At 70.4% G+C, this 5,256-nt stretch carries 6 protein-coding genes; all 6 read right to left on the bottom strand.

What is annotated here, in order from left to right:
• Positions 1-1,214: aldehyde ferredoxin oxidoreductase (locus K6U79_10870; GenBank protein MCL6522853.1), on the bottom strand; the 1,214-nt coding region annotated here is incomplete at its 3' end.
• 152 nt (positions 1,215-1,366) lie between these two features.
• Positions 1,367-2,077: an ABC transporter ATP-binding protein gene (locus K6U79_10875; protein MCL6522854.1), complete on the bottom strand. Its 711-nt coding sequence runs from the start codon at positions 2,075-2,077 to the stop codon at positions 1,367-1,369.
• A complete protein-coding gene (locus K6U79_10880; protein MCL6522855.1) occupies positions 2,067-2,846 on the bottom strand; it encodes an ABC transporter ATP-binding protein in 780 nt (259 codons plus the stop codon). The genes K6U79_10875 and K6U79_10880 overlap by 11 nt, the downstream gene beginning before the upstream one ends.
• Entirely contained in the window at positions 2,824-3,885 is a 1,062-nt protein-coding gene (locus tag K6U79_10885; GenBank protein ID MCL6522856.1) for a branched-chain amino acid ABC transporter permease, read from the bottom strand. The genes K6U79_10880 and K6U79_10885 overlap by 23 nt, the downstream gene beginning before the upstream one ends.
• 3 nt (positions 3,886-3,888) lie before the next feature.
• Positions 3,889-4,773, bottom strand: a complete 885-nt coding sequence (locus K6U79_10890) for a branched-chain amino acid ABC transporter permease (protein MCL6522857.1) — start codon at positions 4,771-4,773, stop codon at positions 3,889-3,891.
• Between the two features lie 148 nt (positions 4,774-4,921).
• Positions 4,922-5,256: ABC transporter substrate-binding protein (locus K6U79_10895; GenBank protein ID MCL6522858.1), on the bottom strand; the 335-nt coding region annotated here is incomplete at its 5' end.

Below are 5,256 nucleotides of genomic sequence, written 5' to 3' on the forward strand. Positions count from 1 at the left end.
CCCTCCGCCAGCAGCTCGCCCAGCCCCTCGCGGCGGTGGGCGATGGCCTCGATGGCCCGCACCATGGCCGCCGTGTCACCCCAGGCCAGCGCCGTCTCGCCCTCGAGGAGGCCGCGCTCGCTCGCCTCCATGCTCATGGAGAGGGCGTTGCCCGTCTCGATGGTGTCGATGCCCAGGTCGTTGCAGAGGTGGATCATGTAGGCGATGGAGGCGGCGTCGTCGTTGCCGCAGTTGACCCCCAGCGCCCAGGCGGACTCGTACTCGAAGGACTCGCCCCGTACCTTGAAGGGGCCCTCCTGGATCTCGACCTCCTTCTTGCAGGCGACGGGGCAGGCGTGGCAGGTGGGTTCGTCGACCAGGATGTGCTCGCGCACCCACTCGCCCGAGGTCAGCTCGGCCGTGGCCATGGTGGTGGTCTGGGCGTTCCGCACGGGCAGCGCGCCGGCCACGTTGGCGATGTTCATCAGGACGTTGGTCCCGTAGAGCGAGAGACCGCCCTTGCGCGGCGCCGTGATGGGGCTTTCGGCGATCAGGCGGATCGCCTCGTCGTGGGCGGGGCGGAAGGCCTCGGGATCGGCCGGCTTGGGCAGGCGCGTCGGGGCCTTGATGACCACCGCCTTCAGGTTCTTGGAGCCGGCCACCGCGCCGGTGCCGCCGCGCCCGGAGGCGCGGTCGTTCTCGTTGATCAGGCAGGCGAAACGCACCTGGTTCTCGCCCGCCGGGCCGATGGCGACGACGCTGACGTCCTCGCGTCCGTGCGCCTCCCGCAGCGCCGCCACCGTCTCGTGCACGCCCTTGCCCCAGAAGGGCCGCGCGTCGCGCAGCTCGACGCGCCCGTCCTCCACGTAGGCGTAGACGGGGTGGTCGGCACGGCCGCGGAAGACGAGGCCGTCGAAGCCCGCCCACTTGAGGCGGGCGCCGCTCCAGCCGCCCTGGTGCGAGTCGGTGACGGTGCCGGTGAGGGGCGAGCGGGTGACCACCGCCATGCGCCCGCTCATGTTGACCAGCGTGCCGGTGACCGGTCCCGTCATGAAACAGAGGATGTTCTCGGGGGAGAGGGGATCGACGTCGGGCCCGTTGTCCAGCACGAGGCGGACGCCCAGGCCGCGGCCGCCGATGTAGGTGCGCGCCAGCCGTTCGTCCATGGGCCGGTATTCGATCTGCCCGCTCGTCAGGTCGATCCAGGCGATCCGGTTCGCGTAGCCGCCCAGCATGGAACCGCCCCCACTCCATGAAGGATGCCGCGGCCGCCCGGCCCGCACGAGGGGGGGGGGAGGCGCGGCCAGTTCCACGATAAAAAGCGTTGTCAGCGGCGTCAACTTCAACCAGAAAGGCAAGTCCTTTCGCATGGCCGGCGCCGCTCGGCTCAACCGGCGCCGAGGTAGGCGCTGCGCACCTGCTCGCTGGCGCCCAGCTCGGCGGCGGGGCCGTGCAGGGCGATGCGGCCGGTCTCCAGCACGTAGCCGCGGTGGGCGACCTTCAGGGCCATGTGGGCGTTCTGCTCGACCAGCAGGATGGTGGTCCCCTGGGCGTTGATCTGGCGGATGATCTCGAAGACCTGCTGCACCAGGATGGGCGAGAGCCCCATGGACGGTTCGTCCATGAGGAGCAGCGCCGGCCGGGCCATGAGCGCGCGGCCGATGGCCAGCATCTGCTGCTCGCCGCCGGAGAGCGTGCCCGCCGCCTGGCGCCGGCGCTCGGCGAGGACCGGGAAACGCTCGTAGACCGCGGCCAAGTCGCGTTGGACGCCGGCGCCATCTCGGCGCTGGAAGGCGCCCAGGAGCAGGTTCTCCTCCACGCTCATCTCGGCGAAGACCCGGCGGCCCTCGGGCACCTGGGTGATCCCGCGCGCCACCACCTCCTGTGGCGAAAGGCGCTGGATCTCCGCGCCGCGGAAAAGGATGCGCCCCGAGCGCGGGTGGAGGAGCCCGGAGACGGTGTTGAGCGTCGTACTCTTGCCCGCGCCGTTGGCGCCGATGAGCGTGACGATCTCGCCCTCCTCCACCGAGAGGGAGATGCCGCGCAGCGCGGCGATGGGTCCGTAGCTGACGTGGACGTCCTCCAGCTCAAGAAACATCGGCGGCCGCCTCCTCGCCCAGGTAGGCCTCGATGACGCGCGGATTGCGGCGGATCTCTTCGGGGGTGCCGCGCGCGATCTCCACGCCGTGGTCGAGGACGACGATGCGTTCGCAGACGCCCATCACCACGGACATGTCGTGCTCGATCAGGAGGATGGTCAGGCCGAAGAGCCGGCGCAGATTGCGGATCAGATCCATCAGCACGCGGCTCTCCTGGGGGTTCATGCCCGCCGCCGGCTCGTCTAGGAGGAGCAGCTTCGGCTGCGTGGCCAGCGCCCGTGCGATCTCCAGCCGCCGCTGCAGGCCGTAGGGGAGGTTGCGCGCCAGCTGGCGGGCGTGCGCCCGGAGGCCGGTCAGCTCCAGCAGCTCCATCGCCCGGGAGCGGATCGCTTCCTCCCGCTCGTAGTAGGCCGGCAGGCGCAGCATCGTGGCCAGGAAGCCGGGCGCCATGCGCGCCCCGAGCGCCGCCTCGACGTTCTCCAGCACGCTCAGGCCGCGGAAGAGGCGGATGTTCTGGAAGGTGCGGGCGATGCCCAACCGGTTGACCTGGTGCGGTTTCAGGTGGCCGAGGCGGTGGCCGTCGAAGAAGAGCTCGCCCTGGGTGGGCGCGAACTCGCCCGTCAGGAGGTTGAAGACGGTCGTCTTGCCGGCGCCGTTGGGCCCGATCAGGCCGACCAGCTCGCCCGCCTCCAGCTCCAGGTTGAGGCCGGAGAGGGCCTTCAGGCCGCCGAAGGCGATGCCCAGGTCAACGGTCTTGAGAAGCGCCATCGGGGGTCACCTCCGGGAGGTCGGGCAGGGTGGCGGCCTCGGCGCGGGGGAGGGCGGCCGGCCCGGAGAGGTCGCCGCCCGCCCCCGGGCGCCGGAGGAGCCGGCCCCACGCCTGGCCCATCGCCTCGAAGCTCAGCTCCCAAGTGCCGAAGAGACCGCCGGTCCGGAAGATCATCAGGAGCACCAGCACCAGCCCGTAGAGCACCATGCGCAGCGCGGCCAGCCCCTGCAGCGCGGCGCTGAGGAGGGTGAGGGCGGCGGCGCTGACCACGCTGCCGGTGACGGAGCCGAGGCCGCCCAGGACGACGTAGACCAGGATCTCGAAGCTCTTGAGGAAGCTGAACGTGGTCGGCTGGATGACGAAGAAGTAGTGGGCGTAAAGCGCCCCCCCGATGCCGGCGAAGACGGCGCCGATCACGAAGGCCAGCACCTTGGTCCTGGTGGTGTCCACGCCCGAGTCCTCGGCCGCGATCTCGTCCTCGCGGACGGCCTTCAGGGCGAGCCCGCGACTGGAGTTGACCAGGTTCTTGACCAGGAGCACGGTCAAGAGGGTCATGGCGAAGAGCCAGGGCCAGGTGGTCAGCCGCGGGATCCCCAGGAGGCCGGTGGCGCCGCCCACGTAGTCGACGTTGTAGAGGACGGAGCGGAGGATCTCCCCGAAGCCCAGCGTGGCGATGGCCAGATAGTCGCCTCTCAGCCTCAGCGTGGGCACGCCCACCAGGAGCCCCATCAGCGCCGCGGCGAGGGCGGCCAGCAGGATGGCTGCGGCGAAGGGGAGTCCCCAGCGGGTCGTCGCCACCGCCGCGGTGTAGGCGCCCACCGCCATGAAGCCCGCGTGGCCCAGGGAGAACTGGCCGGTGAAGCCGTTGATCAGGTTGAGGCTGACTGCCAGGATGACGTTGATGCCGACGCTGAAGAGTTGGACTTGGTAGTAGGGGCTGAGCCAGCCTGAGGCGATGGCCGCCTCCCCGGCCAGGAAGGCGGCGGCCAGCACGGCCGTCACCGCCAGGTTGCCCGCCCGCAGGTAGCGCCTCACCACCGCTTACACCTTCTCCCGGACGTTCCGCCCCAGCAGGCCGGCCGGGCGGACGAGGAGGATGAGGATCAAGAGGGCGAAGGAGACGGCGTCGCGGAAGAGGCTGAACTGGGTGCCGCCCACCAGCGCCTCGATCACGCCCAGCAGGTAGCCCCCCAGCATGGCGCCGGGGATGCTGCCGATCCCGCCCAGCACCGCGGCGATGAAGGCCTTCAGCCCGGGGATGAGTCCCATCAGCGGGTCGATGCGGTTGTAGTAGAGGCCCACCAGGAGGCCGGCCACCGCCGCCAGCGCCGAGCCGACGGCGAAGGTGACGGCGATGGTGCGGTCGACGTCGATGCCCATGAGGGCGGCGGCCTGCATGTCGTAGGCGACCGCCCTCATGGCACGGCCCGTCCGTGTCCTCTGCACGAAGTAGACCAGGAGGAGCATCATCGCCACCGTCACGCCGACGATGAAGAGATCCTGCGTGGAGAGGACCAGCCCGCCTCCCAGCAGGCGGATCTGCCGCCACTGGATGGGATCCGGGAAGGCGCGCGGGTCGGGTTTGAGGACCAGGATGCCGCCGTTCTCCAGGATGAAAGAGACGCCGATGGCGGTGATGAGCGCGGCGATGCGGGGTGCGTTGCGCAGCGGGCGGTAGGCGACCCGCTCGATGAGGACCCCGGTGCCTGCGGCCACCAGCATGGCCAGGAGGAGCGCCACGCCCAGGTTCATGTTGTAGAGCGAGACGGCGAAGAAGGCGACGTAGGCGCCCACCATGTAGATGTCCCCGTGGGCGAAGTTGATCAGCTTGATGATGCCGTAGACCATCGTGTAGCCCAGCGCAATCAGGGCGTAGATGCTGCCGAGGGAGAGCCCGTTGACGATCTGCTGCAGGATGGCCGTCATGGGGGTGAACCTTCCTTCCCGGGCCGGCTCCGGTGGCGCCGGGCCGGCAGCGTCGTTCTGCCGGAGGGCGGGTCCTCCCGGGCAACCGGCGGCGGCCGCCGCGCCCCGCGCGGGCGGCCGCCTGCCTCCGGCTCCCGGCTCCGGGCCGCTACCCTTGGTTGGGCGTGATGCGCGCCTTGAAGGTCTGCTGCCCGTCCTTCATCTCGAGGATGATGACCGGCTTGACGGGGTTGTGGTTGGCGTCCATGGAGATGGTACCGGTCACGCCCTGGAATCCCTTGGTATCCGCCAGCGCCTGCCGGATCTTGGCGGGGTCGGCCGAGCCGGCGCGCTGGATGGCGTCCGCCAGGAGGTAGACCGCGTCATAGCCGAGGGCGGCGAAGCCGTCCGGCGAGTCGTTGTACTTCGCCTTGTAGGCCTGGACGAAGGCCTGCACCTTGGGGTCGGGGTCCTGCGAGGAGTAGTGGTTGGTGAAGTAGGTGT

It is taken from the genome of Bacillota bacterium (assembly GCA_023511835.1).
Taxonomy (GTDB): domain Bacteria; phylum Bacillota; class Sulfobacillia; order JAIMAT01; family JAIMAT01; genus JAIMAT01.

What these genes read in the sequence shown, in the direction of transcription:
- K6U79_10875 (MCL6522854.1), bottom strand. Translation starts at nt 2,077, where the DNA reads ATGTTTCTTGAGCTGGAGGACGTCCACGTCAGCTACGGACCCATCGCC.
- K6U79_10880 (MCL6522855.1), bottom strand. Translation starts at nt 2,846, where the DNA reads ATGGCGCTTCTCAAGACCGTTGACCTGGGCATCGCCTTCGGCGGCCTG.
- K6U79_10890 (MCL6522857.1), bottom strand. Translation starts at nt 4,773, where the DNA reads ATGACGGCCATCCTGCAGCAGATCGTCAACGGGCTCTCCCTCGGCAGC.